We start from the raw sequence: 26,799 nt of genomic DNA, 5'->3' as shown, positions 1-26,799 counted from the left end.
AACCGTTTCGAGCCGGTCCCCATGCGTTTTAAGGTTTTTTAAGCCGGTATCTATTGACTGGACGGCCTATGCTGCCATATTGTACATCAAGCTGAAGGACTTCTTCGCCATGCAAGTATTCAAGATAGCGCCTTGCTGTAACTCTGGCGATTCCAATCCCATCAGCCACTTCTTCTGCAGATAGTGAACCAGGCTGGGTCTTAATGAACTTCGTCACTTGCTCAAGAGTCGCGCCATTCAATCCTTTCGGAACATCATATTTCGGACTCGCTTCAGATTGTGTTTTATTTTGAAAGAGGATTCGGTCGAGCTGATTTTGAGAAATTTGATGGTCAGTTTCAACCTCCATCCGAAAAGCAAAGTATTGCTCCAGAGTATGTTTTAGCCTATCGAATTTAAATGGCTTGATTAAATAGTCAAAAGCCCCGTTCTGTATCATTTTTCGAATCGTTTTCTGATCATTTGCCGCTGAAATGATGATGACATCCACATCCATTTGCTCTTTTCTGATTTGATAAAGCGTATCAACCCCGTTTAAAGATGGCATGAAGATGTCCAAAATGACAAGGTCGGGTTTAGACTGCTTGATTTTTTCCAGCCCTTCAAGCCCATTTGAAGCTGTATCAACGACTTTAAAGGGAGGCAGGCGCTCGATGAACTGTTTGTTGACCTCTTGGACCATTGGGTCGTCTTCAATTAAAAGTACACGAATTTCGTTAGTCATTTTGGTTCTCCTCTATATCGTGCATCGGAAAAGAAAGAAAAAAGCTTGTTCCTTCGTCAGGGCGTGTCGTGAATTTCATTTCGCCGTTCGCTTTTTTTACAATTTGGTCTATTAGATAAAGACCAATTCCTGATCCTTCCGCACCCTTTGTTGTAAAACCATACTCGAATATATCTTTATGAATGTCCTCTGGAATGCCGGGTCCATTATCCTCAAGCACGATTTGACAATGACGGTCATCCTGATAGATGGATAGATAAACCTGTTTTGTTTCCTCTGAACAATGCTTTAGCGCTGCGAATGAGTTTTCGATCAGGTTTCCGATTATCAAAACAAAATCGTGATGATCCAAATCAGCGGGGAAGCGGTCCAATTTCGTGTGCTTGTCCATGATGAGCTCGATTCCGAGTTCCCTACCCAAGGAGATCTTACTTAATATCAGCCCCACTAAATTATCATCGTGAATGTGCTTCGTTAAAAACCTGGTCAATTCCTCTTGTTCTTCCGTAATCTGAAAAATGTAATGCAGCGCTTCGTCAAGATTGCCTAGCTGGATCAATCCTGCTATCGTATGAAGTTTGTTCATATGTTCATGGTTTTGAACTCGCAGGGCTTCAACGAATGCTTTGACACTAGTCAACTCTTCAGCTAGCTTCGTCACATCGGTGCGATCCTGGAATATGGCCACGGCACCAATCGTTTTATCCGCAATCTTTATTGGTACCCGGTTGCTTACAATATTCCTGTTTTGAACGGAGATTTCCTGATTGAAGATGGGAGATGTCCGGTCAAGCACTTCCGGGAGACGGGTATCATGTATAATATCATTGATATTCTTGCCAATGACCGCACCGTTAATATTGAATATTTGCTTAGCCTTTTCATTGAAAATCGTGATTGTCTGATTATTATCTATGGCGATCACCCCTTCATGCATGGCATTGAAAGCGGCTGTCCTTTCAACTAACATCCGTGAAATTTCATGGGGTTCAAGTTGGAAGGTCTCTTTTTTTATCCTTCTTGCCATGAGCCATGAGCCGCATACACCGAATAGAAGTGTAAGGACCAGGATAATCGCGATTTCGCCTTTCAAGTCCTTGATTAATTCCGGTATCGTAGGCAAGATATTCCCAACCAGTACGACGCCGATTTGCTCTCTATCTCTATCAAGGATCGGGACAAAGGCGCGGACAGAAATGCCAAGTTCACCAGCAGCCTTTGAAAGGTATTCGTGTTCAGCGAACGCAGCGCTTTCGTCGCTGCTGCTAGATGGGGTCCCCAATTGACTGAACACCGGGTGGGAATAGCGTATATGCTGATTGTTGAGTACAACTATATAATCCGCTTGATGGATTTTCCTTAAGTTTTCAATAATCGGATTAAGCTGCGTCCATCCTTCAGGCTCACGGACCAATTTTTGTACTTCAGGGAGTTCGGCGATGGTATGGGCAGTGATCATGGATCGTTTGCCGATTTCATCCTCCCTGACCGAAACGATATTTCCGAATATAAAAATCCCGCCTATTAGTATCGAAAACGCGACGATTACAAATGATAGCAGGGTGATTTTAATTTGAATGGGCATATGAAAGGATTTATCCATTGTTTTTCCTCCATTACTTCTATACTTTATAGTAACAGAATTTCTATCACTTTTCGCTATTTTTCGCGCATTGTATTACGACAGGAAAAAGCTGTGATAGAATAGTGATAATGTGAAGTGAGCGGTGAGGAGTTGTCGGTATGCGTGCATTATGGGGGTACTTCTTATTAATTGGCTTGGGGCTGTTGATAGCCGTGTATATATCGTTTCAATCGTTCTTTACAAGCTTCGGTTTCAATTTGCCAAAGGATGAGGAGCAGGTCGGGATGAAGGATCAAATCGTGATTAAGTTCAGTCATGTCGTTGCCGAAAATACACCTAAAGGGCTAGCGGCGAACCGATTTGCCAAACTGGTCGATGAATATACAGGTCATCGTGTCAAAATTGAAGTTTATCCTAATCAGTCATTATATAGTGATCATGAAGAAATCGAAGCATTACAAGAAAACAAGGTGCAGATGATTGCACCGACTACATCTAAAATTACGAGCATATCAAAGAAATGGATGCTATTGGACCTCCCTTACGTCTTTCCAACGGACGCTGCCTTGCAGGAAGCGTTGAATGGGGAAGTGGGGGAAGAGCTGCTAAAGCAGCTGAATACCATCGATATCGAGGGACTTGCATTTTGGTCGAATAACTATAAACAGATGACAAGCAATAAACCGATACGGCATCCAAGTGATTTTGCCGGAAAGAATTTTAGAATCATGCCAAGTGCAGTACTGGAAAGCCAATTCAAGCATTTTGGGGCGACAACTTCTGAGCTGGAGTTTAATGAAACGTTTAAAAGCCTTGAAATCAATGAAACGGACAGCCAGGAAAATACGATTTCGAATATCTATTCCAAGAAATTATATGAGGTGCAAAAATATTTAACGATCAGTGATCATGGCTATTTAGGGTATGTAGTCATGATAAACAAACAGTTTTGGAACAAACTCCCTTTGGATATTCAGCAGCAAATCCAAAGGGCGATGGATGATACAACGAAATGGCTATGGATCAAATCAAATGAATTAAATCAGGAACAGCTTCGGGAAATCCAGCAAAAATCGAATATCGACATCTATACACTGTCAGATGAAGAAAAGAAAGAATGGATGGATGAGATGACTGTCATTTATCCGAATTTCGAACCAACGATTGGAACCGAATTGATGACGAAAATGGAAAAGATTCGAGAGAAACATTTAAAGGAATAACTAACGTAAGGGAATCCCAGTGAAAGGGGTTCCCTTCTTCTTTATCGTTCCCGATAGAAGTACTTGTCTGGATTTTGTAAAAAATCAATCATCTCTTCATAATCATATGTTTTTAAAATCAAACCATTTTCATCAAACACGGTGAACGCAGGTTCTTTCTTTAATTCAAGTTTTGGATATTGCTCATTCAATGACTTGTAAGATGCTACAATTTGTAATTGGGCCCACATTGGTGATATTACTCTCTTCTAGTAAATCAAATGTAATTTCTTTACCAACGGCTTGGAGCGAATACTTATGACCCTCACTAGGCAAAAGATTCGGATGAATTATAGCATAATCATCTTTTTCATCCGTGCAAGCAATTAGCATCGATAGAAGTAGAAACGTTAAACTTCCATTTATGATCTTTTTCATATTTTCCCCTCTCTAAGCTTAAATTTAATTATTCCATAAATTGGCTATCGGCAATCAATTTGCTTTGTCAAGAACCGAAACTCCAACTCAAATAAGGGCAGGTATTTTTACTGAAAGCTGACAAAACGAAAAAGAACTCTTTATAGTACTGAGGTACAAAAAAGAAGCGGATCCAATAGGGATCCGCTTCTTTCTCGTCTATTGCAATGCAGTTTGTAGTGTCTTGATGTTCTTTTCCATTAAACTGAAGTAATCTTCGCCGGCTTCGATATCTTTATCCGTCAACACTGAAAGGTTATGGAGCTCAAGTGATTTCGCTCCCATTTCCTTTTGGATGATTTCGGTTAGTTTAGAACTGATATTCTGTTCAAAGATGACGTAGTTCAAGTCTTCTTCTTCAGCCATGGTTACGATTTTCCCCAGTTCCTTTTGAGAAGGTTCGTTTGATGACGTAAGTCCTGTCACGCCAATTTGTTCCAATCCGTAGCGTTCCTCCCAATACCCATATGCAGAATGGGAAACGATGATTTTATTGGTACGGCCCGACTCGATCGTCGTCTCGAATTTTTCATCAAGTGCCTCAAGCTTTTCGGAAAGCTCATTGAATTGGCTGTTGAAATATTCTTCCTGTTCCGGCATTTTTTTCGTTAATTCGTCCTTGATGGTTTTAGCCATGTCAATGGAATAGACGGGATCTAACCACAAATGCGGATTAACGCCCCCATGGTCATGACCGTCTTCTTCATGTGCATGTTCGTCTTCATGTGCATGTTCCTCTTCGTGTGCATGCTCTTCTTCATCAAGATGAACCGTTTCGCCCACCGCAATTGTGCTGACGCCTTCTTTGCTTAGAATTGGTTCAGCTTTGGTTACAAAGCCTTCAAGATTATAGCCAATATAGAAAAACAGGTCTGACTCAGCCATTTTCACAATATCTTTTTGAGAGGGTTCGAATGAGTGTTCATCCGTTCCGGGAGGATAAACCGTCTCGACATTCACGTACTCCCCGCCAATGGCCTCCGTGAAGTATTGTAAAGGGTAAACCGTCGTATATATATCCAAGGCATCCTTGGTTTCTTCCTTACTCGATTCTCCCTTTGAGTTGCCGCAGGCTGACAGAAATACCGCAGTAACAAGGAAAAGTGAGAGCAATGCTCGAATTTTCATATGAAATGCTCCTTTATAATTCGTATTGATTACGATTTGAATTTTATGTGGTAAAAACGAAATGATTACGATTTGACTTCTGTATGATACAAAAGATTGCAAAAGAAAGCAAGGGTTTTTTCTATTGGTCCTCACTTTTTTCTTTTTTTTCGGGAACAAGGTCAATGCCCCCTGGATGAAACGGATGACATTTAAGAATCCGGATGAGTGCTAACCAGCTTCCTTTTATAGGTCCGAAACGATTGATCGCTTCCAAACCATAATGGGAACAAGTTGGGTAAAAACGGCAGGTGGGCGGTTTTAATGGAGAAATAGCAACTTGGTAAAAACGGATGATTCCCATTAATAATTTTTTCAACACGATGCTTTCAGCTCTTTTCGAGTAATTTGACTATCCTCAATTATAGCATATTTTCTAAATTTCCAATAAGGGTAAAAAAGGAATGAGCATATTGGTAATCCGATTGATATAATGAGAATTAATTTTAAAGGATGAAATATATTGTTATTCAAGGTAAAATAGAGATGACATACAATTAAGGAGTGAATTAAATGCCTTCAGTTGAAAGCTTTGAATTAGATCATAACGCTGTTAAAGCCCCATATGTTAGACATTGCGGTGTCCATAAGGTAGGAACAGACGGTGTTGTTAATAAATTTGATATCCGTTTTTGCCAGCCGAATAAACAAGCGATGAAGCCGGATACGATCCATACCCTGGAACACTTGCTTGCATTCAATATCCGTAAGCATTCCGAGCGCTACGATCACTTTGATATCATCGACATTTCGCCAATGGGATGTCAAACAGGATATTACCTTGTGGTAAGCGGCGAGCCGACAGTGACGGAAATCATCGATGTTCTTGAAGATACATTCAAGGATGCCGTTACAATTACCGAAATTCCTGCTGCAAACGAAAAACAATGCGGCCAAGCAAAATTGCATGATCTTGAAGGAGCTAAGAAATTGATGAATTTCTGGCTTGCACAAGATAAAGAAGATCTTCATAAAGTTTTTGGTTAATAAAAAAAGTTCCTGTCTATTTGTGACAGGAACTTTTTTCATTTTTCGGGTTCTTCTTTTTTTCCCTCATCCTCGGGCAAAGGTTCGACGGGATCCACTGTATGCTTGTAGCTATAACCTTTTCCGATTGTTAGGACCGATAATGCCAATACAATCAGAATCACAATGATTGAGATAACTAAAACCGTAATCATACCTTACAGCTCCTAACGTTCACAATTTAGATTCATTTTAGCATAAGAACAGAGTCAGATAATGTTTCAATTTTCGAATAGAGGGAATTATAAAGGTATAACCAACTTACGGAGGTAGATATTTATGGCTCAGAAAAAATTAGGAACTTTAGTGAATAAGGAAATTGCAAACTTCAGTGTTCTTTATACGAAAATTCATAATTACCACTGGTTCGTGAATGGACCACACTTCTTTGAACTACACCAAAAATTGGAAGAATTATATAAAGAAGTGACATCCAACTATGACGAATTGGCTGAAAGACTATTGGCCATTGGTGAAAAGCCGGTTGCTACCCTTAAAGAGTACCTGGAATTAACGACGATCGAAGAAGCGACAGGTAATGAAAATACAGAAGATATGGTTCAAAGCGTCATCAGTGATTTTGAAAAGCTTTCCGAAGAGTTCCTGGAAATCATCGAAGTTGCCGAACAAGAAGATCCGGTTACGGCCGATATGCTGACAGGCATGAAGAAAAGCTTAAACAAACATGCTTGGATGCTGCGTGCGTATTTAGGACATTAAGATTTAGGAAAAGCCCTACTTCGGTAGGGTTTTTTTTTGGTTAAAACTATAAAAAAGGCATCCATCAAAAGAGGGACACCTGAAATGGTATGTATTTAATGAATATTCCTAGGCGGAAAATGTGTAGGTTTCGTGTCGTTCATACTATTTTGAGCGAACTTCCCTTTTAACGTTTCTATAATGTAAAGGCCCATTAAATTGGTTAGTTCTTGATCATCCATCTCTTGAAGCAATTCGAAAATTTCCTTGCGGTCAAGCTGTTCCAGAACCGCAAAAGTAAGCATATCAATATCTTCTTCATCACCAGTCATCTTATCACGGTACATATTGTATAATTCTTCAATTAACTTCAAAACTCTCACCTCACATTTATTAGAAATCCGTTATCTCTTTATATGTAGGTTATCAAAAAAACCTCTGGGTGCATATAAAAATCTTAAGGGATGCTTGGGCTTATTATATGTTTTACCCTTTGAAAGATACTTTAATCTATTATTTAACATCTTTGTTCTTCTGTAAACAAAATTTTCCATTGTATGAAGTAGGGAAATACGTGAAAAATAAGCGTAGGATATATGGAAAGGGTGGATGGATGTGTCTGAAAACAGGAAAAAATATTACATTTGGCTTCCGAATGGGCAGATAACACAAGATAGGGAAAGTTCTCCATGGAATTTCGAAATCGAGGCGACAGATAATGAAATCATCAAATTGCGTGAATTATTTGATTATAATTATTCAGTAGGGGAAGAAAATTTTTATCGGGCACATGTCCCATACCTTCAATATCATTTTGACCGTGAAAATGATAAACAGGATATCACTCTCCAAAAAATTTACGAGATGATTTATGCCCTGGGTACTGAAGAAGGAAGACGGCATATAGAAAGCATGGGGATACTACAGGCAAAACCAACAGACGATGGCCTCGAATATTGAGGGTCCATCGTTTTTTTGATGGATTCTTGCTGGATAGTGTTTTTTTTTACCCATATAATGAATGAAGGGCATTGCATTATTTCTTATACGGAGAGAAGGGGAAAAATGAAACGTTTTCTTGATAAGAATGGATATAAGGTCGAATTCTCCGAGAATCCTGTCTTTGGAGAGTCTTGGCATGTTTTTGTACTCAGCAGATATAAGGGCAGTTGGGTATTGACCAAACACAGAGAACGGGGATTGGAGTTCCCTGGAGGCAAACGGGAAGAAGGGGAATCGATTGAAGAAACAGCCATACGGGAAGTGTATGAAGAAACAGGAGGCTTGGTGGGCCAACTGCAATTTTTGGGACAATATAAGGTACATCATCCAGTCAAACCATTTGTTAAATCGATATACTATGCTGCATTGCGTGGGGTAGAAAAGAAACAAAATTACCTGGAAACGGATGGCCCGGTCTTTTTGGAGGCATTGCCGGATATACTCGGTGAGGAGTTTAGCTTCATCATGAAAGATGAGATTGTACCGTTGAGCTTATCAAGACTGGATGAGGGCACTTTGCTGAGAAACGATTGAATAGCCGGTATTCACGAGTAAATGGTCGAAACTCACGAGTAAATGGTCGAAATTCACAAGTAAATTGCCGGAATTCACGAGTAAACCGGCGAGGCTACGTGTAAACCGCTTGAATTCACGAGTAAATCGCCGAAATTCACGAGTAAATAGACAAAATTCACGAGTAAACGCCCGAACCACAAGTAAACATCCGAAACTCAATTAAATTCATATTTCACCTCAAGCATGAATGAAAAAACTGCCGAGGTTTATCGGCAGTTTGGTTAGTCTTTGATTAATTTTCTCTCGAGCAGTTCGACTAGTTGATACATGATTGTGGCAAATACGGCAATGATCATTAAGGCAAGCATTACGAGGGTGAAGTTGAAGACTTGAAAGCCATAAATGATTAGGTAGCCGAGTCCTTTAGCTGAAACAAGGAATTCCCCTACGATGACGCCGACCCAGGAGAGGCCGACATTCACTTTCAATGTTGAGATGATCGTTGGGAAGGAGGCGGGTAATATGGCTTCCCGAAAAGCTTGTGTTCTTGTGGCGCCAAAAGTTTGGAGCACCTTCAGGTAGTTCGGGTCCACTTCACGAAATGCGGTGTAGACGACGATGGTGGTTATGATGATGGAGATGATCGCCCCCATCGAGATGATGGATGGAAAGCCAGGGCCGAATGCTACGATGATGATGGGGCCGAGTGCCACTTTCGGCATGGCATTTAAAATGACGAGATAGGGGTCAAGTGTTTTGGATAATCTTGGCGACCACCATAGCAGGGATGCCAGGATCGTTCCAAGCAGTGTCCCTATGATAAAGCCGAGAACGGTCTCGAATAGGGTCACTCCGGAATGGGATAGCAGTGTTCCATCACCCAATTTCTGTATGAAAAGATGCCACACTTTAGTTGGGGAGCTGAAGATGAGCGGATCGATCACTTCCATTCTGGATAAAAGTTCCCAACTGCTGAAAAAAACGATGAAAATCAGGATCTGATAAAAGCGAATGAGCCTGTTTTCTTTTTTTAATGAGGTTTTATATTGGTTATGAAGCTGTTCAATATTCAAGGCTCTCAAGCTCCTTCCAGATCGTTTGGAATAGCGTCGGATACTGTGGATGGTTGCGTGCATGGAAAGGCGTGAGTTCCCGCAGTTCATCGGGCACCTTGAAGGTTTTGTGCACACTTCCCGGGTTCGCGGAAAACAGATAGATGCGGTCACTCATTGCAATGGCTTCACCGATATCATGGGTGACGAGCACAGCTGTCTTTCCGAAGGATTTCAGGGTTTCAAAAACAAGGTCTTCCAGCTTCAACTTCGTTTGGTAATCAAGAGCCGAAAACGGTTCATCAAGCAAAAGGATTTTTGGGTCGACCGCCAGTGTCCGTGCCAGTGCAGCCCTTTGCCTCATTCCTCCCGAGAGTTCGCGCGGATATAATTTTCCGGTGCCTCCCAATCCAACGTCACTTAAAAGTTTCAACGTTTTTATTCTCTCAAGGCCTTCATCTTTTTTAATCAGTTTCAATCCTAATAATATATTTTCTTCAATCGTCTTCCATGGAAATAGATAATCCTGCTGCAGCATATAGCCGATTGAAAGGTCACTGTTGGCTTTCAGCGGTTTGTTTTCGAGCAGGATCTTTCCTGCAGTGGGCGGAAATAGCCCAGCGATGATGGAAAGCAGGGTGGTTTTTCCGCAGCCGCTCGGACCTAGAAAAGAGACGAATTCACCTTTTTCAATGTCGAGGGAAATGTCCGCTAGTGCGGTCGCTGCCGTCTGATTTGAAAAATAAGTATGGTGAATGTCTTGGATTTTTAAAAAGCTCATCTGACATCCTCCTTACCTTTAGCTATGCTATTTTGTGACTTCTTCAGCAAAATCGGTATTGACCAGCTCTTCATGGCTTATACGTGAAGGCAGCTCGCCTGCTTCATCCATGATGTTTTGCAGATTGTTCCATTCTTCTTCATCAAGGATGGGGTCGGTGGCAAAGGAACCTTGTTCTTTGTAACGGTTGATAACTGTTTCCATCGTTTCGATATTGGTATCCTCAAAATACGGCTGAATGACTTCGGCAATTTCGGCAGCATCATTTTCCTGAACCCAATCCTGTGCTTTCTTCAATGCCCTCGTGAATTTTTCGACAGTCTCTTTGTCTTCTTTCAAATAGCTTTCCTTAGCCATATAAACTGTATAGGGAAGGTGCCCGGACTCGGTGCCGAAAGAAGCGACGATATAGCCTTTTCCTTCTTTTTCAAACACACTGGCCGTTGGTTCAAACAGTTGAACAAAATCGCCGGTTCCGGAAGCGAAGGCAGTTGCGACATTCGCAAAATCAATGTTCTGGATGAGGTTCAAATCTTTTTTCGGGTCTATGTTATGTTTTTTCAATACGAACTCGCCGGCCATTTGCGGCATCCCGCCTTTTCGCTGGCCCAGGAATGTAGAGTTTTTCAGCATATCCCAATTGAAGTTGTCAATTTTTTCACGTGAAACAAGAAACGTTCCATCCGTCTGTGTTAATTGAGCGAAGTTGATGACGGGGTCGTTCGAACCTTGTGCCTGAACGTAAATCGATGTTTCAGAGCCAACGAGAGCAATATCCGCCCCATCTGACAGAAGCGTGGTCATCGTCTTGTCGCCGCCTGCCGTCGTTTTCAAATCAATGCTGAGACCCTCATCTTTAAAAAATCCTTTTTCAATAGCTACATATTGAGGTGTATAGAAAAGGGAACGGGTTACTTCGGCAACCCTGACCTTCGTTGTTTCCTGTTCCTTGTTGCCGCATGCTCCAAGCGGGATTACCAGCATGCACAGAAGTAAAAATACGACACCTGCTTTACACCATTTTTTCAAAATTCCTTCCTCCTTGATATATAGGTATTTTGCCTACATTATCGTATGAACGGAAGAAAAAAATGTGAATGCCTCGCAGGGGATAAAAACAAGCGGATGTTTTACAATAAGATTAAAGAGAAAGGAGAGTGGAAATTGGAGAACGGAACGATTATTTCAAAACGGCGGTTTCCATCACCGCATCCACGAATCCATCTTTATTCAGTTACGTACATATCACAAGGCCTGAAGGTAAAGGGGTTGCTGGCTGAACCGGTTGATGGCGAAATACATGATGCCTTCTTATATTTACGCGGCGGTATTAAAAATGTCGGCAAGGTGAGGCCCGCTAGGATCGTGCAGTATGCCGTAGAAGGTTTCATCGTTTTTGCCCCTTTTTACCGTGGGAATCAAGGCGGAGAGGGAGATGAGGATTTTGGAGGCGAAGATAGATTCGATGCGATATCAGGATTCAATCTTCTTGAACAGCATCCCAGAGTGAATAAGGATCACATTCATATCCTTGGATTTTCCCGTGGTGGCATCATGGCGCTTTGGACGGGGATATACTGCAGGAATGCAGCGTCGATCGTTACATGGGGTGGAGTGTCGGATATGTTTTTAACATATGTCGAACGTGTCGATATGCGTCGGATGATGAAGCGGGTCATCGGCGGTACACCTAAAAAATGCCCCGATCAATATGAATACCGTACGCCATTGTTTGCGATTGAAGATTTGAATGTACCCGTACTGATCATTCATGGTGAAAAAGATGATAATGTCGCCATTGAACACGCGTACCGGTTGGAAAAAAGGTTGAAAATGCATGACAAAGAGGTCGAAAGCTGGTATTTCCCTCAATTCACACATTACTTCCCACCGGCCGTGAACAGAAAAGTAGTCGAAGATTTAACATCTTGGATGAAAAGTAAAACCGAATAATGATAGAATGAAGTATATACTAAGTATATTGGCAAGGAGGAGATACACATGGGCATGCCTATGGAGCTAAATACCATGATCGTTACAAAAGGGAACGAAACCCGTGAAGAAGAAAACATTTTTCGGCTGTCGAAAGCTGGATACAGATTATACCCTATCGATATTCCAATCGATGTCCGCAAAACCATTCAATCTGACTCAAGCGGAACAGCCGTTATCCAAAAAATTGAATGGACCAGTGAAAAGACCATCATTACGTACCAACTACTATCACTGAACTCAACTAACTAAATAGACAAGCGCTTGCCGGGAATCGTCTTCGCTGCAAGCGCTTTTTTGTATTGTGTGGCAGATTTCGACCAGATGTGCGAAAGATACGCGCTGTACACCAACAATTCGACCGTAACCGCCTATAATTCGCCCCCCGCACCAACAAATTCGACCGTAACCGCCCATAATTCGACCCCCGCACCAACAATTCAACCGTAAACGCTTATAATTCGCCCCCCGCACCAATAGATTCGACCGTACACACCCATAATCGACCCCGCACCAATAGATTCGACCGTACACACCCTTAATCGACCCCCGCACCAATAGATTCGACCGTACACACCCATAATTCGACCCCGCACCAATAGATTCGACCGTACACACCCATAATCGACCCCCGCACCAATAGATTCGACCGTACACACCCATAATTCGACCCCCGCACCAACAATTCAACCGTAAACGCTTATAATTCGACCTACGCATCAACAAATTCGACCTCTGCACCAATAATCCAACCTAAGTGGTAAAATGGTGGAAAGCGCATGAGGCGGGGGGATTTGATGATTTTGGTGAGTGCTTGTTTAGCGGGTCTTGAGGTAAGATACAATGGTACACATAGCCTGGATGATGGAATTATGGAATTAATGAGGGAGAAAAAGGCTATAGCGGTTTGTCCTGAGTTGCTTGGCGGTTTTTCGACACCGAGGGAGCCTGCTGAGATAGTTGGCGGTGAAGGTGGGGATGTCCTTGATGGAAAAGCGAAGATCATCGAGAAGTCGGGCCGGGATGTAACGGAATTGTACATAAAGGGAGCCAATCTTACGTTATTGAAAGCCCAGGAAGTAGGGGCGACGTTAGTCGTTTTAAAAGAAAATAGTCCATCCTGTGGGAGTGCCACGATTTATAATGGCGAATTCAAGGGGGAGAAGAAGGGCGGGAATGGCGTGACCGCGGCTTTGCTTAGGCGGCATGGATTCATTGTCATATCAGAGGAAGGGTTATATGAAAAAGAGTAATGGCATTTTAGATAGTGCTTTTGAAAGAAGGGGAATACATGGAGGATATCAATCTCTATACTTTGCTATTTTTAGTACTTGCGGGTTTTATTGCCGCATTCATCGATTCCGTTGTGGGCGGGGGCGGTTTAATTTCCATTCCGGCATTATTGTTCACGGGGATTTCGCCTTCAGCGGCACTTGCCACTAACAAGCTGGCGGGTACCATGGGATCTTTAACGAGTACGATTTCATTCATTCGGGCTGGAAAAGTGGATTTCAAATTCGTCATCAAGCTGTTTCCGATTACCGTGATTGGAGCGGCGTTAGGAGCATACATTGTACATTTCGTTTCCGCAGAGATACTGAAGCCCCTCATTTTGATCTTGCTGGTCATTGTCGCGATTTATACGTTGGTAAAAAAGGATTGGGGTAAAGATGCAAAGTATAAAGGGCTGACAAGGAAGAAAATGATTCTTTTGATAGTCATAATATTTGCGATTGGTTTTTATGATGGTTTTCTTGGACCAGGCACAGGTTCCTTTTTATTATTTTCATTATTGATCATTGGGTTTGATTTTGTCCAGGCTGCAGGGAATGCAAGAATATTGAATTTTGGAAGCAATATTGCCGCACTTATCATTTTTTTATCTATGGGGACCGTTAATTTTGCCTATGGAATCCCGATGGGCCTTGCAATGGTCGCGGGAGCTTTGGTAGGAACGAACTTCGCCATTAAGAAAGGTGCTTCCTATGTCCGTATATTATTCATTTGCGTCACGCTTTTATTGATTGGAAAAAATGTTCTTAATTATTTTCATATTTTTTGATGGAGTGTTCCGCGAATGATTAATATTGAAAATGGCCGGGGATACAAATCGTATTTTCGGCCATTTTACATTCATTTTGTTAAATTCAAATCCCAGTGAATGCCAAATTGATCCTTGACCTTACCATACTTAGCTCCCCAAAAGGTATCTTGCAGTTCCATTAAGGATAATCCTTGTTCACACATAACCTTATATAAATGCTTGATTTCCGAGTCGCTTTCACATTCGAGGACCAACGCAACATTATTCCCGGCTTCAAAGGGATTGCCTGGAAACGTATCGGATACCATGATCAACATATCGCCTTTTTTGATTTTGGCATGCAGGACAAGGTCATTCGCTTCTTCAGGTGTTGGGAAATTAGCTTCCCCGTAGGTTTGCATATCGGTAATCTCTGCATAAAAGGCTAATGCGTCTTTTGCTTGTCCATCGAAGATTAAATAGGGGGTAACTTGATTTTTCATACTAATCCTCCTGTTTCGTGTCATGACTATCAATTCGACGGGGGAATCTAATCCTCCTTTATATTCACGGGGGCTTAGCTGCATTTTAGATTGTGAGTTATGTTCAGTTCCCCATCCAAAAAATTAAAATCAAATTTTCTTATCGAAACAAGCTTCGCAGATGAAACTTCCTTCATTTTTTAAATATGCTTTAATTTCAGTCATCCCTTTACGCTTCGGATAACGCATTTTCACAAGAACGACTTCGTCCCCCTTAATTTCTTTACCACATTTAACACAATTGGGATCTTTCCCGAACATTACAACACCTCCAAGCAGGTTTTAATCTAATACGATTGACTTCAATGATACTTTGATCTACCCAAACTATCACATATGTATTTAACATTTTCAAATCTAAATTGGACTTTGCTTTAATCCTTCGCTAATGAAAATGGAAGCAGCCGTTTCATAATCTGACTGAATAGAAAAAGCCTGCCGCTTTACGTGACAGGCTTTTCTCACTATTTTATTTTTCATAATAGAAGGGGGGATTTCATTCCGCAATGCGTTAATAGGATATCGACAATCCGCTGTGAAGCGAATCCATCTCCATATGGATTGGAAGCTGTCGCCATTTTTTTATAGGTTTCTTCATTTGTAAGTAAGTCTGAGGCTAATTGATAAATTCGTTCTTCCTCAATTCCTGCCAATAAAAGGGTACCAGCATCGATTCCTTCCGGACGTTCTGTTGTATCGCGTAACACAAGGACAGGAACACCAAGTGAGGGAGCTTCTTCTTGCACCCCTCCGGAATCTGTCAATATTAGATGGGCATGCGCCGCAAAATTATGAAAATCAAGTACTTCAAGCGGCTCTATTAAGTGAAGTCTTTCCGTTTCACCAAATATCCGGTAAGCAATTTCACGGACTACTGGGTTTTTATGAAGCGGGAAAACAACTTGGATATCCGAGTGATCTTCCAGCAGCCGTTTGACGGAACGGAATATTTCTTCCATTGGTTTTCCGATATTTTCTCGTCTGTGCGCTGTCATCAATAACATACGATCTCCATTCAAACCAGATAGAATCGGATGTTCATAATCTTTCCGTACTGTTGTTTTCAACGCATCGATTGCCGTATTTCCAGTAATATGGATACAATCACTCTTTTTATTTTCCAAAATTAGATTCTCTGCCGCCTGATTTGTTGGCGCAAAGTGCAAATCAGCCAGGACGCCTGTCAGCTGCCTATTCATTTCTTCAGGATATGGAGAATACTTATTACCAGTCCGGAGACCAGCTTCAACGTGGCCAATCTGTATCTTATTATAGAAAGCTGCCAAGCTTGCGATGAAAGTTGTCGTTGTATCCCCATGAACGAGGACGATATCCGGTTTTATATCTTTCATGAGCGAACTCAATTTTTCAAGCCCTCGAGTTGTTATCTCTTCTAATGTTTGTCTATCCTTCATCATATCCAAATCGTGATCTGGCTTTATTTGAAAACATTGCAAGACTTGGTCGAGCATTTCCCTATGCTGGGCGGTGACCACCACGATGGTTTCTATTTCTTCTGGATGCTTTTTCAGTTCCAAAACGACTGGTGCCATTTTGATAGCCTCTGGTCTTGTACCAAATACGGTCATGACCTTAATACGTTGTTTAGGCATGCTCATTTCCTCCCATTCTGAATGTCTCCCCCATTATAACGGGAAGTTCATGGGAAATATGAAAATGAAACAATAATTAACAGAATTTTTACAATATTAATAAGGACTTTATATTTCTTTAACCTTCAGTTAATATCTGGCATTTACAATATAAAGCATGAAGTAAAGCAAAGCAGAATAGAGGTGATAGGCGAATATGAAAAGCGTCCTGATGATCGTGCAAAACTTTTATCCGGAAATCGGAAGTGCGGGAAATAGAATGAAAAATATATATCTCCATTTGAAAAGAAACGGATTTGAGGTAACGGTCATCACATTGAAGCCGAGTTATCCTAATCAAAGTTTATATCAAGATACAAAGTTTTGGGATGAAGAAAGCATTGAAGAGGATGTCATCAGGATTAAACCGGACAAAGTGAAGAGGTATACAAGCAATATGGGGAAGCGGTTGCTTCATTATCTTGAAGCGATGTGGCTTTTCATTTATACAATCATCCGTCTCGAAAAAAAATATGATTATGTGTTTGCCACGACCCCGCCGATCTTCCCGACATTGGCGGCGTTGATCGCCAAGAAAAAGATGAAGGCGAAACTCATTACCGATGTCAGGGATTTATGGCCGGAATCGTTGATAGGAGTAGGAGTATTTACTAATAAGTGGGTTTTGAAAGTCGCTTTCTTCCTGGAAAGGAAGCTATATCGGCATTCAGATTTCATTATCATCAATAGTCCTGGTTTCAGGGATTATATCGTTGCAAAGGGAGTCAAGGAGGAGGCCATCCAATACATCCCCAATTCGCTTACTGCGGATGAGCTGACTTTAAAGAATTTGCTTACACCCGTATCGGAAAAGGTAATCAAGGTCGTTTATGCGGGGAATATCGGACTGGCCCAGGACTTGAAAAAACTGATAGCCGTAGCTGAAAAGCTAAGGGAACATAAACAAATCGAATTCTCGATGATTGGATATGGATATCGGATATCCGAAGTGGAGAAGGAGATAAGCTCTAGAGGGCTGACAAATATTAAGATGATTAATGCGATGAATCGAAGAGTGACTCTTCATGAAGTTTCAACGTCCCATATTGCCTATGTGAGCTTGGTTGAAAAGGAAGTCTTCAATAAGGTGCTGCCTGGTAAAATCATCGATTATATGTGTGTCGGAATACCCATTGTCGGAGATGTGGACGGCAGGGCCAAGAAGATGCTATCTGAGGCGAAATGCGGGTTGGTAGCAGAGAGCAGAAATGTTGATGAAATCTGTCAGCATATATTGACAATGGCCTCAGATCCAGCTCTTCGTGAAGAACTGGGGGAAAACGGTCATCGGTATGCTAAACAACATTTTCAATGGTCTAAAAATATTAAAGGTCTCATCAACGTGATGGAAGCCTCAGGCTGAAAAATCCGGAAGTGGAGGACAACATGGCGAAGAAAGTATGTATGTTCGTGTGGAATCACTTTACGAACGATGCGAGGGTTCTAAGAGAATGCACAGCACTTACTGAAGCGGGTTATGAAGTCGATTTAATTGCCATTCATAATTGGAAAATCGAGGGTTTGGCCAAAAAGGAGAAACACCAAAATGGTTTCTCGGTCACCAGGGTGAATAACCGCTGGGAGGCGCTTCATAAGATTCTCAGGATCGTAGGCAAATTGAAGAAAAAGAAGTTTGAAATCGTTCTATTGGCCTTATTGGTCTGGAATACGTTGTGGAATTTGAACTTGATCAACGGCTGGTTGGGATCGGCAATACTGTTCGGTTCCCTTGCACTCCTAGCGATGGGCACCGTGATGATCACTAAAACGAAGCTGCCGACACTATTAACGAGGAGCTACATTTTTGGTCAAATGATCTATCATGGCCGGAAAAGGAAATATGATTTTTACCATTCGAATGACTTGAATACGCTCTTGCAGGGAGCGATCAGCAGTAAATGGTTGAGAAGGAAAAAGCTGATTTATGACTCACATGAGGTACAAACGAGCAGGACGGGATATAATAGCCGGATTTACGGGATGATGGAGAAATTCCTATTAATGTTCGTTGATGAAATGATTGCCGAAAACCATACGAGAGCTAAGTATAACGAAGACTTATATGGTCTATATCCCAAGGTGGTCCATAACTACCCGATTCCAACCAATCCTGAGGAAAGTACGGCCGTGAATTTGCATGAGCTGCTCGATTTGCCAGAGAATGAACCGATATTGTTATACCAAGGCGGCGTTCAAATGGGAAGAGGGTTAGAGCAATTGGTTGATGCTGTACCGATGATCGAGGGCGGGACGGTAGTTTTTATCGGGGATGGAAGGATCAAGGATGAATTAATGAAAAAAGTAAGCGACATGAATCTGGAGCATCGTGTGAAGTTCCTGCCGAAGGTTCCGGTCGACGAGCTGCTCCATTATACAAAAAATGCGTATTTAGGTTTTCAAATATTGAATAATGTCTGCTTTAATCACTACTCCGCTTCTTCAAATAAATTGTTTGAATACATGATGAGCGGTGTTCCTGTGGTTGCCTGCAGCTTTCCTGAAATTCAAAAGGTTGTCGATACGGAAAAAATCGGTGTGTGTGTCGATTCACATGATCCAAAATCAATTGCCGAAGGTGTCAATTACTTATTGAAGCATCCTGAAAAAAGGGCGGAAATGAGCCAAAACTGCCTGAAGGCGCGACAAAAATACAATTGGAAACAAGAGAAGGAAATCTTTATCGAAATCTATCAAACAGCCTAACAAATTTGAGTGTAGCAGAAAAATAGATAGGAGTGGTTTATATGAAACTTTGTACAATCGGACTTGGTTATATAGGACTTCCAACTTCTTTAATGTTTGCGAAACACGGTGTCGATGTTGTCGGCGTGGATATCCATCCTGAGATTATTTCCAATTTGAATAGCGGCAGGCTCCATATCGAAGAACCAGGATTGGAGGAGGTATTGCAAGAAGTGCTTACTACCAATAAGTTCCGGGCTACGTTAAGCCCGGAACATGCGGATGTTTTCATCATCGCGGTACCTACTCCAAATAAAAAGGACATGCATCAATCCTGTGATTTAACTCATGTCATGGATGCAACCTCAAACATTCTTCCTTTTATCAAAAAAGGGAATGTCATCATTATCGAATCGACGATAGCGCCAAGAAGCATGGATGATCATATTAAACCGATGATTGAGAGGACGGGCCTTACCATCGGAAAAGACATTTTCCTCGTTCATTGTCCGGAACGCGTTTTACCTGGAAGGATTCTTGAAGAGTTGGTTCATAATAACCGTATCGTCGGGGGCATCACGGAAACATGCTCATATAAAGGAAGTCTTGTTTACAAAACCTTCGTTCAAGGGGAGATCATTCAGACGGATGCGAAAACGGCTGAAATGTCCAAACTGATGGAAAACACCTTCAGGGATGTCAATATCGCCCTTGCGAATGAGCTGACGAAAATCTGTTTCGAGCTGGACATCAATGTTTTGGATGTCATATCGATGGCAAACAAACACCCTCGTGTCAATATACACCAACCAGGACCAGGAGTTGGCGGCCATTGTTTAGCGGTCGATCCGTATTTCGTCGTTGCAAAGGCACCAGAGCAAGCGAGAATCATTAAATTGGCCCGCGATACCAACGTATCGATGCCTTATTATATCGTTAATTCCGTAAGGATGATGCTAGAGGGGATCCGGAAGCCAAAAGTAGCTGTTTTCGGTCTTGCATACAAAGGAAATGTAGATGATATTCGTGAAAGCCCAGCCATTGATGTCGTCAATATCTTGATGGGGATGGAAAACATGGATGTATCCTTGCATGACCCGCATGTCCAATCTGGAAAGATGCCAGTCGTATCAGTGGAAGACGCTGTAAATGATGCCGACTTGATACTTGTCCTGACCGACCATGATGAATTTAAACAAATGGATTATGATAATCTATCAAATCTCATGAGAAATAAATTGATTTTGGATACACGCAATTGCATTGATGCAACTAAAACAGATGTCCCGGTGGCCAACCTGGGCAATATATATCAATACAAAACGATGTCCATGAAAAAAGCCAGGAATAAAGCGATCATTTAAAAAAAACTTGGACAAAAAAATCCATATTGGAATAAGGATTAAGGGGCGCTGACTATGACAGTGCCCTTTTTCCAATGAAGATAAGGACCATGCAAGAGTTGGTCCTTTCAGACTGTAGAAACGTTCCAGTTGGTTTCAGAAATTCAGCTTCCTTTCCGCCAAACAATCTGGCTGGGGCTTGGCTGGCCAGATATTAGGCCGTTGCCGGCGTTATTCGACCTAGAACGAACTATTGACCTAAGACGCCGTTAATCGACCTCCAGTGCACTATATTCGGCAGTTGTCGCCGTTAATCGACCTCCAGTGCACTATATTCGACCGTTCACTGCAGTTAATCGACCTCCAGGGCACTATATTCGACCGTTGTCGCCGTTAATCGACCTCCAGGGCACTATATTCGACCGTTCACTGCAGTTAATCGACCTCCAGTGCACTTTATTCGACCGTTCACTGCAGTTAATCGACCTCCAGGGCACTATATTCGACCGTTGTCGCCGTTAATCGACCTCCAGTGCACATTATTCGGCCGTTGTCGCCGTTAATCCACCTCCAGTGCACATTATTCGGCCGTTGTCGCCGTTAATCGACCTCCAGGGCACTATATTCGACCGTTGTCGCCGTTAATCGACCTCCAGGGCACTATATTCGACCGTTGTCGCCGTTAATCGACCTCCAGGGCACTATATTCGACCGTTGTTGCCGTTAATCCACCTACACTACACATTATTCGGCCGTTCACAAATTTATTCGATCTACACCTCACTATTCGGACTACTCGCTGATGTATCTAGCGGGGTCTTGGATAGCCAGTTGCAGGATTGTAGCAAATTTCTGGGGATTCCATTCAAAAAGTAAACCATGAAGGTTAACCAAGTAATGTTTTGAAATCATGGTTCGGGAATGAGACATTTCTTGTCGACAAACTGAAAAGACCAAGCAAGAGCTTGGTCCTTTTGTGTAATTTATTAAGCTGTCGGTCCGCCAAGTTCTTCGATTTCACTTGGAACGCTGCCGAATTTCTTGAAGTTAGCACGGAATTGTGCGGCAAGGTCCGTTGCTGCTTCTTTATAAGCGGCAGGATCTGCCCAAGTCTTGATTGGCTGAAGCACTTCATCAGGAACACCAGGAACATGAAGCGGGATATCCAAGCCGAAGATATCATCTTTGATCGTTTCGATGTTCGCTAATTCACCTTCAAGTGCCGCTTGTACCATTGCACGAGTGTAAGCAAGTTTCATACGGCTTCCAGTTCCGTATGCTCCGCCAGTCCATCCAGTGTTGACAAGATATACCTTTGCATTGTGCTCGTCAATTTTATCACCAAGCATCTCAGCATAGCGTTGAGCTGGAAGCGGTAAGAATGGTGATCCGAAGCAAGTGGAGAATGTAGCTTCCGGTGAAGTTACGCCTCTTTCAGTACCAGCCAATTTACTAGTGTATCCACTTAGGAAGTGGAACATTGCCTGTTCTTTGGAGAGCTTGCTGATTGGAGGCAGAACGCCTGAAGCATCAGCTGTTAAGAAAATGATTGTATTTGGGTGTCCTGCAATACTTGGGTTCACGATGTTATCGATCGCTTGCATTTGGTAAGCAGCACGAGTGTTTTCAGTCAATGAACTGTCATCATAGTTCGCTTCACGTGTATCCGGATCAACAACAACATTTTCCAATACGGCACCGAAACGGATTGCATCGAAAATTTGTGGTTCTTTTTCACGTGAAAGATTGATCGTTTTCGCATAGCAGCCGCCTTCGATGTTGAATACGCCGTTAGAAGACCAGCCGTGCTCGTCATCGCCAATCAGTTTACGGCTAGTGTCTGCTGATAAAGTTGTTTTGCCTGTACCGGACAGTCCGAAGAATAAAGCGACGTCCCCTTCACGTCCTACGTTAGCAGAGCAATGCATTGGAAGGATTCCAGCCTCTGGAAGTAAGTAGTTCATGATCGAGAAGATCGATTTTTTCATTTCTCCTGCATATTCCGTTCCGCCGATCAGGATGGTACGGCGTTCAAATGAAACGATGATGAAAGTTTCGGAAGTGGTTCCGTCCACTTCTGGGTCTGCTTTGAAGTTAGGTGCAGAAAGGATTGTGAATTCAGCTTCGTGACCTCTTAGTTCCTCTTCATTTGGACGGATGAACAAAGTATGGGCGAAAAGGTTATGCCAAGCATATTCATTAACAACACGGATTGGAAGACGAGATGATTCGTCTGCACCAGCGAAACCTTTAAAAACAAAAATCTCTTCTTTTGCTTTTAGGTAGTCAACTACTTTATTATATAGTTTATTGAACACATCTTCGGAAATTGGCTGGTTCACTGAACCCCAATCGATTTTATCTTTAACGGATGCTTCTTCCACGATAAATTTATCTTTAGGTGAACGACCAGTATATTTGCCAGTTTCAGCTTTTACTGCGCCTGTTGATGTTAAAACGCCTTCATTTCTGCTTAATACTTTTTCGACCAATTGAGGAACTGAAAGTTGAGTTTGCACATTGTTTCCTGTTAATAACTGGTGTAACTCATTAGAAACATCTACAGAATTCATATATGAGGTACCTTCCTTTGTTTAAGTTTTTAGATTACAATTAGTATAACACATTCATTTAAATAGTCTATACTATTTCTTCTAATTTGTGATTATTTTCAGTTGGTCGCGTTAATCATTTATTCCGGCAGGAACCGAGTCAGGATTTAACACATATACTTTAATGAAGTCAATTTTATTTTAATAGGAAGTAAGTAAGCAATATATTTCCAATGGTGAAGTCGTTTTTCGTTTGCTTAATACTTATTATTAATGGCAATTTTCAACATTTCTATTCGTATTTTGCATTGTAAACCCTTCTAAGGCGCTGTATCAACATGTTTTTCAAATGAACGCCATACTGGGCGGAAATGTTCTTTTTAGAAAAGCATTGACAAATTCCAAGCAGATACGATAATATCTTAAATTGTACGGATTCTCTTATCCCGAGTTGGTGGAGGGACAGGCCCTTTGAAACCCAGCAACCTGCCATATTGAACTTGACTCCAAGATCGATCGCCGAAAATAAAGCGAAGATCTTCAAGGAATAGTGGTGATGGTGCTAACCTGAGCAAGGTAAAAAACCCTTGAACGATAAGAGTGAAAGGATAGAAGACAGAATTTTAAACCTTTCCTCATTTGCCAGGGAAGGTTTTTGTGTTTTTTATAAGTAATTCTGTGTCTATAGTTGAAACTAATGAGGGAAACGAGTTCCGTAAAAAACAGGCTTATGCCTACAACATACTAACTTCCAAGGAGGAAATATGATGTCAAAGAAACGTCTATTTACTTCTGAATCTGTTACAGAGGGCCATCCGGACAAAATTTGTGATCAGATTTCAGATTCCATTTTAGATGCTATCCTAGCTAAGGATGCAAATGCACGTGTTGCGTGTGAAACTAGTGTAACAACAGGTCTTGTACTTGTTGCTGGTGAAATTACAACGTCCGCTTACGTGGATATTCCGCGTATCGTTCGTGATACGATTAAAGGAATTGGCTACACACGTGCGAAATACGGTTTCGATGCTGAAACTTGTGCCGTGTTGAGTTCCATTGATGAGCAGTCTGCCGATATCGCAGCTGGTGTCGATAAAGCATTGGAAGCTCGTGAAGGAAACATGTCTGAGGAAGAAATCGATGCAATCGGTGCAGGGGACCAAGGTCTTATGTTCGGATTTGCTTGTAATGAAACAGAAGAGCTTATGCCGCTTCCGATTTCATTGGCGCATAAACTTTCATTCCGCTTGGCTCAAGTTCGTAAAGATGAAACTCTTGCTTACCTACGCCCTGATGGTAAAACACAGGTAACAGTGGAATATGATGAGAATAACCGTCCCGTACGTGTAGATACGATCGTTATCTCTACACAGCATGATGCAGAAATTACACTTGAACAAATTCAAGCAGATCTAAAAGAACATGTGATCAAAGCTGTCGTTCCAGCTGAATTGATCGATGCTCAAACTAAATACTTCATCAACCCTACTGGCCGTTTCGTAATTGGCGGACCTCAAGGGGATGCTGGTCTTACTGGACGTAAAATCATAGTCGATACTTACGGCGGATACGCTCGTCATGGCGGCGGTGCATTCTCTGGTAAGGATGCTACTAAAGTTGACCGTTCTGCTGCATACGCTGCTCGTTACGTTGCGAAAAACATCGTGGCAGCAGGCCTTGCCGACAAAGCGGAAGTTCAATTGGCATACGCAATTGGTGTGGCAGAGCCTGTATCGATTTCAATTGATACGTTCGGAACTGGTACAGTTAGCGAAGAAGTCCTTGTTGACCTAGTTCGCGCCAACTTCGACCTTCGTCCAGCTGGCATCATCAAAATGCTTGACCTTCGTCGCCCGATCTACAAACAAACAGCTGCATACGGACACTTTGGCCGTACAGATGTCGATCTTCCATGGGAACGTACGGACAAAGCAGAAACATTAAAAGCACAAGCGTAAATCATATAAAAAAGGTGTCCCGCAATTTGCGGGGCACCTTTTTTTGTGGATTAATTTTACCCTCAGCGGGAATAATTCAAGAAATCCCAAAGAAATATAAAATATGTGCAAAACTCGTGAGTTAAGGTCGTTTACAAGTTTGTTTGGGTCATCTACTCGTGAGGTTGAAGCGTTACTCATGAATTTGGAACGTTTACTCGTGAGTTTGAGTACAATACTCGTAACTTTCAGTTAATTCACTTTATTCGTTCCGCCGTTTTATAGTATTGTCCTTTTTCGGCATATTCGCGAACGATGCGTTCCATATCCTGGCGATCTTCTTCGTTGATTTCGCGAATGACTTTAGCTGGGCGTCCGAATGCCAGCATGTTCGGTGGAATGACTTTACCTTGGGGAACGAGACTGCCGGCACCGATGAAGGCCCCTTCGCCGATTTCGGCTTCATCAAGTACAATCGATCCCATGCCGATCAGAGCTCCTTTACGGACTTTACAGCTATGTAAAATGACCTGATGGCCAATGGTTACTTCATCCTCGATGATCAATGGATTATTTGGGCTTTGGTGCAGGACGCTGTTATCCTGTATACTGACTTTTTTCCCGATGATGGTTGGGGATACATCACCGCGAATGACGGAATTGAACCAAATTGATGTTTCGTCGCCAATTTTGACATCACCTGTCACGACAGCATTCTCAGCAATATAAGCGCTTTCGGCGATTTCAGGTTCTTTGCCTTTATACGGATAAATAATCATTTTCAATCATTTCCTTTCCGAAGTGAGTGTTTTTATGTATTATTTTAATATACCGTATGCATATACACTTGGCTATTTATAATAGCAATGTACAACTTGTTAGATTTCTTTTTTGTCGAAAATCACGAATATGGTTATAATTTATATATATTATTTTAACTATCATGGATCGTACACAACAAGTGAAAAGTGAAAGGGGGATTTCGAATGTGGAAATGGGAGACAGAAGGAGACGCAAAGGGCGTCATTGTCATCATTCATGGGGCAATGGAACATCACGGACGTTATAAGTGGGTAACACAAATGTGGCTTTCGGCTGGATACCATGTCGTCATGGGCGACCTTCCTGGGCAGGGTATGACTACTCGCGCCTACCGGGGACATATCGATTCCTTTGATGAGTATTTGGACGAAGTGAAAAGCTGGATAGAAGAGGCTTACGAATATTCGTTGCCGGTCTTTTTACTTGGACACAGCATGGGTGGTTTGATTTCGATACGCCTTCTTCAGGAAGAGGAATGGGACATTGCAGGGGTAATTCTTTCTTCTCCATGCTTGGGCCTCGTGACGAAGCCGCCGAAGTTCCTTACAACCATCTCGCATGGTTTGAACATCGTGATGCCTAAGTTCAGGGTTGAATCTGGATTGACACCTGAAATGGCGACGAGAAGCGCAGAAATCCGTGAATCCGATAGAAACGATACATTATATATCACAAGGGTTTCGGTTCGCTGGTATCGCGAGCTTGCACAGGCTATGAAGGATGCTTTTGAAGAGATTCCTGAATTTCAGGATGTGCCGCTTTTGGTCATGCAGGGTGGAGATGACCGAGTCGTGAACAAGAAGGCGGTTCGTGAGTGGTTTAATTATAACTTGGCCAGTGAAAAGCAATATAAGGAATGGCCGAAGCTATATCATGAAATCTTCAATGAACCAGAGCGTGATGATGTATTTCAATATGCACTGAGTTTTGTTGAAAACCGTTTAAAAATATTAGGGTATGTCGTTTGATCAGTACATACTTCAGGATAAATAAAAAACTGCCGAGGTTAGACCTTCGGCAGTT

Annotated in this window: 30 protein-coding genes and 1 riboswitch; of the genes, 14 read left to right on the top strand and 16 right to left on the bottom strand. The window is 42.0% G+C overall.

Translation table 11 applies throughout. The annotated features are described in order from the left end of the window. Positions 1–28: 28 nt before the first annotated feature. Together ABOA58_RS24390 and ABOA58_RS24385 are read right to left on the bottom strand one after the other, a co-directional pair. Positions 29–724 carry a response regulator gene (locus ABOA58_RS24390; protein WP_350300372.1) on the bottom strand — a complete coding sequence of 232 codons (696 nt, stop codon included), beginning with the start codon at positions 722–724 and terminating at the stop codon, positions 29–31. Further along, the gene (locus ABOA58_RS24385) at positions 717–2,327 is read right to left on the bottom strand and encodes a sensor histidine kinase (protein WP_350300371.1); all 1,611 of its coding nucleotides are present in this window, start codon (positions 2,325–2,327) and stop codon (positions 717–719) included. The genes ABOA58_RS24390 and ABOA58_RS24385 overlap by 8 nt, the downstream gene beginning before the upstream one ends. Before the next feature lie 140 nt (positions 2,328–2,467). Here ABOA58_RS24385 and ABOA58_RS24380 point away from each other — a divergent pair, with 140 nt between their 5' ends. Then, positions 2,468–3,532 carry a DctP family TRAP transporter solute-binding subunit gene (locus ABOA58_RS24380; RefSeq protein ID WP_350300370.1) on the top strand — a complete coding sequence of 355 codons (1,065 nt, stop codon included), beginning with the start codon at positions 2,468–2,470 and terminating at the stop codon, positions 3,530–3,532. A gap of 41 nt (positions 3,533–3,573) precedes the next feature. Here ABOA58_RS24380 and ABOA58_RS24375 read toward each other — a convergent pair whose 3' ends face one another. The 3 genes from ABOA58_RS24375 to yidD all read right to left on the bottom strand — a co-directional run bounded on the left by ABOA58_RS24375 (position 3,574) and on the right by yidD (position 5,459). Beyond that, positions 3,574–3,762, bottom strand: coding sequence for a hypothetical protein (locus ABOA58_RS24375; protein WP_350300369.1), 189 nt, complete (start codon positions 3,760–3,762; stop codon positions 3,574–3,576). 385 nt (positions 3,763–4,147) lie between these two features. Then, positions 4,148–5,116 carry a metal ABC transporter solute-binding protein, Zn/Mn family gene (locus tag ABOA58_RS24370; protein ID WP_350300368.1) on the bottom strand — a complete coding sequence of 323 codons (969 nt, stop codon included), beginning with the start codon at positions 5,114–5,116 and terminating at the stop codon, positions 4,148–4,150. A 121-nt stretch (positions 5,117–5,237) separates the two neighbouring features. After that, positions 5,238–5,459 (bottom strand): membrane protein insertion efficiency factor YidD, encoded by a 222-nt coding sequence (yidD, locus tag ABOA58_RS24365; RefSeq protein WP_377400061.1) that lies wholly within the window; start codon positions 5,457–5,459, stop codon positions 5,238–5,240. Between the two features lie 209 nt (positions 5,460–5,668). Here yidD and ABOA58_RS24360 point away from each other — a divergent pair, with 209 nt between their 5' ends. Next, on the top strand, positions 5,669–6,142 hold the full coding sequence (locus ABOA58_RS24360) for an S-ribosylhomocysteine lyase (RefSeq protein ID WP_137019600.1): 474 nt from the start codon (positions 5,669–5,671) through the stop codon (positions 6,140–6,142). A 38-nt stretch (positions 6,143–6,180) separates the two neighbouring features. Here the strand turns inward: ABOA58_RS24360 and ytzI are convergent, their stop codons facing one another. Further along, the gene (ytzI, locus tag ABOA58_RS24355) at positions 6,181–6,336 is read right to left on the bottom strand and encodes a YtzI protein (protein WP_101225577.1); all 156 of its coding nucleotides are present in this window, start codon (positions 6,334–6,336) and stop codon (positions 6,181–6,183) included. A 124-nt stretch (positions 6,337–6,460) separates the two neighbouring features. On the opposite strand from ytzI, the gene ABOA58_RS24350 reads away from it, so the two are divergent. Further along, complete coding sequence (locus tag ABOA58_RS24350) at positions 6,461–6,901, top strand: Dps family protein (protein WP_063589839.1); 441 nt, start codon at positions 6,461–6,463, stop codon at positions 6,899–6,901. Between the two features lie 95 nt (positions 6,902–6,996). Here the strand turns inward: ABOA58_RS24350 and ABOA58_RS24345 are convergent, their stop codons facing one another. After that, a complete protein-coding gene (locus ABOA58_RS24345) occupies positions 6,997–7,263 on the bottom strand; it encodes a DUF6154 family protein (RefSeq protein ID WP_370694063.1) in 267 nt (88 codons plus the stop codon). 226 nt (positions 7,264–7,489) lie between these two features. Here ABOA58_RS24345 and ABOA58_RS24340 point away from each other — a divergent pair, with 226 nt between their 5' ends. Beyond that, positions 7,490–7,840: a hydrolase gene (locus ABOA58_RS24340; protein ID WP_245406464.1), complete on the top strand. Its 351-nt coding sequence runs from the start codon at positions 7,490–7,492 to the stop codon at positions 7,838–7,840. Positions 7,841–7,945: 105 nt separating this feature from the next. After that, the gene (gene ytkD / locus ABOA58_RS24335; protein WP_350300366.1) at positions 7,946–8,416 is read left to right on the top strand and encodes an RNA deprotection pyrophosphohydrolase; all 471 of its coding nucleotides are present in this window, start codon (positions 7,946–7,948) and stop codon (positions 8,414–8,416) included. 263 nt (positions 8,417–8,679) lie between these two features. On the opposite strand, the gene ABOA58_RS24330 is transcribed toward ytkD, so the two are convergent. Genes ABOA58_RS24330 through ABOA58_RS24320 form a run of 3 tightly spaced genes read right to left on the bottom strand, consistent with a single transcriptional unit; the run spans position 8,680 to position 11,260 of the window. After that, on the bottom strand, positions 8,680–9,471 hold the full coding sequence (locus tag ABOA58_RS24330) for an ABC transporter permease (RefSeq protein ID WP_230160637.1): 792 nt from the start codon (positions 9,469–9,471) through the stop codon (positions 8,680–8,682). Then, the gene (locus ABOA58_RS24325; RefSeq protein ID WP_137019594.1) at positions 9,461–10,231 is read right to left on the bottom strand and encodes an ABC transporter ATP-binding protein; all 771 of its coding nucleotides are present in this window, start codon (positions 10,229–10,231) and stop codon (positions 9,461–9,463) included. The genes ABOA58_RS24330 and ABOA58_RS24325 overlap by 11 nt, the downstream gene beginning before the upstream one ends. Before the next feature lie 27 nt (positions 10,232–10,258). Beyond that, complete coding sequence (locus ABOA58_RS24320) at positions 10,259–11,260, bottom strand: ABC transporter substrate-binding protein (protein WP_402906582.1); 1,002 nt, start codon at positions 11,258–11,260, stop codon at positions 10,259–10,261. 135 nt (positions 11,261–11,395) lie between these two features. Here ABOA58_RS24320 and ABOA58_RS24315 point away from each other — a divergent pair, with 135 nt between their 5' ends. Both ABOA58_RS24315 and ABOA58_RS24310 read left to right on the top strand, forming a co-directional pair. Further along, positions 11,396–12,184: an alpha/beta hydrolase family protein gene (locus ABOA58_RS24315; RefSeq protein WP_241594698.1), complete on the top strand. Its 789-nt coding sequence runs from the start codon at positions 11,396–11,398 to the stop codon at positions 12,182–12,184. Positions 12,185–12,232: 48 nt separating this feature from the next. Then, positions 12,233–12,475 (top strand): DUF2584 domain-containing protein, encoded by a 243-nt coding sequence (locus ABOA58_RS24310; protein ID WP_101225571.1) that lies wholly within the window; start codon positions 12,233–12,235, stop codon positions 12,473–12,475. Here ABOA58_RS24310 and ABOA58_RS24305 read toward each other — a convergent pair. Further along, positions 12,464–12,886, bottom strand: a complete 423-nt coding sequence (locus tag ABOA58_RS24305; protein WP_350300365.1) for a hypothetical protein — start codon at positions 12,884–12,886, stop codon at positions 12,464–12,466. The two genes, ABOA58_RS24310 and ABOA58_RS24305, sit on opposite strands and share 12 nt — an antisense overlap. A 134-nt stretch (positions 12,887–13,020) precedes the next feature. Here ABOA58_RS24305 and ABOA58_RS24300 point away from each other — a divergent pair, with 134 nt between their 5' ends. After that, positions 13,021–13,476, top strand: coding sequence for a DUF523 domain-containing protein (locus ABOA58_RS24300; protein ID WP_350300364.1), 456 nt, complete (start codon positions 13,021–13,023; stop codon positions 13,474–13,476). Positions 13,477–13,514: 38 nt separating this feature from the next. Then, complete coding sequence (locus tag ABOA58_RS24295) at positions 13,515–14,285, top strand: sulfite exporter TauE/SafE family protein (protein ID WP_350300363.1); 771 nt, start codon at positions 13,515–13,517, stop codon at positions 14,283–14,285. A 71-nt stretch (positions 14,286–14,356) separates the two neighbouring features. Here ABOA58_RS24295 and ABOA58_RS24290 read toward each other — a convergent pair whose 3' ends face one another. The 3 genes from ABOA58_RS24290 to wecB form a co-directional block, all read right to left on the bottom strand. Further along, positions 14,357–14,749, bottom strand: coding sequence for a VOC family protein (locus tag ABOA58_RS24290; RefSeq protein ID WP_350300362.1), 393 nt, complete (start codon positions 14,747–14,749; stop codon positions 14,357–14,359). A gap of 129 nt (positions 14,750–14,878) precedes the next feature. After that, entirely contained in the window at positions 14,879–15,049 is a 171-nt protein-coding gene (locus ABOA58_RS24285; protein WP_063595927.1) for a hypothetical protein, read from the bottom strand. A gap of 215 nt (positions 15,050–15,264) precedes the next feature. Continuing rightward, positions 15,265–16,401 carry a non-hydrolyzing UDP-N-acetylglucosamine 2-epimerase gene (wecB, locus tag ABOA58_RS24280; RefSeq protein WP_434547752.1) on the bottom strand — a complete coding sequence of 379 codons (1,137 nt, stop codon included), beginning with the start codon at positions 16,399–16,401 and terminating at the stop codon, positions 15,265–15,267. Positions 16,402–16,597: 196 nt separating this feature from the next. Here wecB and ABOA58_RS24275 point away from each other — a divergent pair, with 196 nt between their 5' ends. Genes ABOA58_RS24275 through ABOA58_RS24265 form a run of 3 tightly spaced genes read left to right on the top strand, consistent with a single transcriptional unit; the run spans position 16,598 to position 20,486 of the window. After that, entirely contained in the window at positions 16,598–17,803 is a 1,206-nt protein-coding gene (locus ABOA58_RS24275) for a glycosyltransferase family 4 protein (RefSeq protein WP_350300360.1), read from the top strand. Positions 17,804–17,826: 23 nt separating this feature from the next. Then, a complete protein-coding gene (locus tag ABOA58_RS24270; protein ID WP_350300359.1) occupies positions 17,827–19,143 on the top strand; it encodes a glycosyltransferase in 1,317 nt (438 codons plus the stop codon). Positions 19,144–19,184: 41 nt separating this feature from the next. Continuing rightward, positions 19,185–20,486 carry a nucleotide sugar dehydrogenase gene (locus tag ABOA58_RS24265; RefSeq protein WP_350300358.1) on the top strand — a complete coding sequence of 434 codons (1,302 nt, stop codon included), beginning with the start codon at positions 19,185–19,187 and terminating at the stop codon, positions 20,484–20,486. 965 nt (positions 20,487–21,451) lie between these two features. Here the strand turns inward: ABOA58_RS24265 and pckA are convergent. Continuing rightward, positions 21,452–23,038, bottom strand: coding sequence for a phosphoenolpyruvate carboxykinase (ATP) (gene pckA, locus ABOA58_RS24260; RefSeq protein WP_101225563.1), 1,587 nt, complete (start codon positions 23,036–23,038; stop codon positions 21,452–21,454). 417 nt (positions 23,039–23,455) lie between these two features. Then, positions 23,456–23,618: riboswitch (SAM riboswitch) on the top strand. A gap of 163 nt (positions 23,619–23,781) precedes the next feature. Between pckA and metK the strand changes: the two genes are divergently transcribed. Continuing rightward, positions 23,782–24,975, top strand: coding sequence for a methionine adenosyltransferase (gene metK, locus ABOA58_RS24255; protein WP_241594195.1), 1,194 nt, complete (start codon positions 23,782–23,784; stop codon positions 24,973–24,975). Between the two features lie 236 nt (positions 24,976–25,211). Here the strand turns inward: metK and ABOA58_RS24250 are convergent, their stop codons facing one another. After that, the gene (locus tag ABOA58_RS24250) at positions 25,212–25,730 is read right to left on the bottom strand and encodes a gamma carbonic anhydrase (protein WP_350302963.1); all 519 of its coding nucleotides are present in this window, start codon (positions 25,728–25,730) and stop codon (positions 25,212–25,214) included. A gap of 210 nt (positions 25,731–25,940) precedes the next feature. Here ABOA58_RS24250 and ABOA58_RS24245 point away from each other — a divergent pair, with 210 nt between their 5' ends. Continuing rightward, positions 25,941–26,744, top strand: a complete 804-nt coding sequence (locus ABOA58_RS24245; protein WP_350300357.1) for an alpha/beta hydrolase — start codon at positions 25,941–25,943, stop codon at positions 26,742–26,744. The last annotated feature ends 55 nt before the right edge of the window (positions 26,745–26,799 follow it).

The organism is Peribacillus frigoritolerans, from assembly GCF_040250305.1.
Lineage (GTDB): Bacteria > Bacillota > Bacilli > Bacillales > DSM-1321 > Peribacillus.
The sequence above is the reverse complement of the archived record's forward strand: the minus strand, read 5'-3'. Positions and strand labels throughout refer to the sequence as shown.